Below are 1,832 nucleotides of genomic sequence, written 5' to 3'. Positions count from 1 at the left end.
CGCCACTGCTGCGCTCGCCATCCTGGAAGCTGCGTAGCCTGAAATCGTCCTGCAGTTTGTGTCGTCAGGCTTGGCGTGAGCGCTGACAGAACCAAACGGCGCACCAGACCAATCACAGCCGCATACTTCCGCACCATAACGTCTCCCGCGGAGTGGACACGCTGTAGACGCCATATAGAGACGTCACCCCTGTGCCAGTTAGAGATGGCACCCTCCTCGGCTCTGTGGCCAGGAGAGCGACGCGGTGGCAATTTCGATGAGCAAGCGAGAGTTCGACCGCCTGGAGGTGTTGCTTGGGGTCCAATCGGGCCGGCTGCGTGTCGCTGACGTTTGCACATTGACCGGGCTGAGCCGGCGGCAAGTGTTTCGGCTCCTGCAAGGCCTACGCGCTGATGGCGCGGCCAGTTTGGTATCCAAGCGCCGCGGTCGGCGGAGCAACCGGCAGATGCCGGATGAGGTTCGGCAGCTTGCAGTGACGCTGGTACGCGAGCGTTACAGTGATTTTGGACCGACGCTTGCGGCAGAAAAGCTGGTCGCGTTGCACGGCTGCAGGGTATCGCGCGAGACGCTACGCCAGTGGATGATCGCCGATGGGCTCTGGACTGACCGGCGGCATCGCCTGCCCTCACCGCATCAGCCGCGGCGTCGGCGCGACTGCCTTGGCGAGTTGGTGCAGATCGACGGCTCGGAACATGCCTGGTTCGAGGAGCGCGGGCCGCCCTGCACCTTGCTGGCCTTCGTGGATGACGCGACCAGCCGGCTGATGCTGTTGCGTTTCGTGGCGAGCGAGTCGGCGTTCTCGTACTTTGCTGCGACACGATCCTACCTTGCGGCGCACGGCAGACCCGTCGCGTTCTATTCCGACAAGCACGGCATATTCCGGGTCAACAGCAAGACGGCGACAGACGAGGCGACTACCCAATTTGGCCGCGGTTTGTGCGAGTTGAACATCGACATCATCTGCGCCAACAGCCCGCAGGCAAAGGGTCGAGTAGAGCGGGCGTTTAGCACGCTGCAGGACCGGCTGGTCAAGGAGATGCGCCTGGCCGGCATCAGCACGATAGAATCCGCCAATGCCTGGCTGGCGGGATTCATCGAGACCTACAATGAACGGTTCGGCCGGCATCCTGCCAATGCCAAAGACCTGCATCGCCCGGCTCCCTCGGATGACGTCATCGACGAAGCGCTGGCTTGGCGAGAGGCCCGCGTGGTCTCGGCTAGTCTGACGCTGAACTACGACCGGATGTTGCTGCTCTTGGAGCCGACGATGCAAGCCCGTGCCTTGGCCCGCAAGCAGGTCGAGGTGGTGAACTATCCCGACGGCAGGTTTGCCGTGCGCCATGCGGGCTGCGATTTGCCCTTCAGGATGTTGGACAAGATCGCCGTGGTGGCACCGGGCGCGATCGTGGAGAGCAAGCGGCTTGGTGAGGCCCTGACCTGGATAAAGGCACGACAGGAGGCTTATCCGGCCTACCAACGAAGAGGTGCGGTTGGACGGGCAAGGCCGCCAAACAATCTGGAAGCGCCTGGCTCACCATCGCACAACGGTCGCGGCGGTGCCCCCCGTGACATCTCTACCTTGCCGCGAGGGTGACATTTCAAACTTGCTCCGACACTGGTCGTTGCGAATTCGTCCGGGTTGGGGGCCGCGCTCCGGGCCAGCGATACGAAGGGCCGGACCCGGAAGGCTTTATGAGCCAGCACGGGCGGGTCAAGCTGCTTGAGGACTGCGCCGCGGGCAACGGCCTTCCCGTCGAGACGGACACGCCGGTACTGGATCTCTCCCCTGCGGAGGCCTCGGCCGGACTCTATCGCGTGTGTCGGAGCAAGTT

1 pseudogene is annotated in these 1,832 nt (G+C 63.4%); it reads left to right on the top strand.

The features are described from left to right. Positions 1 to 256: 256 nt before the first annotated feature. A pseudogene (locus tag ACEW8G_RS13425) lies at positions 257 to 1,498 on the top strand (ISNCY family transposase); the annotation flags it as partial. Between the last annotated feature and the right edge of the window lie 334 nt (positions 1,499 to 1,832).

The organism is Blastomonas sp., assembly GCF_041747255.1.
Lineage (GTDB): Bacteria > Pseudomonadota > Alphaproteobacteria > Sphingomonadales > Sphingomonadaceae > Blastomonas.
This window is presented reverse-complemented; position numbering and strand designations above follow the sequence as displayed.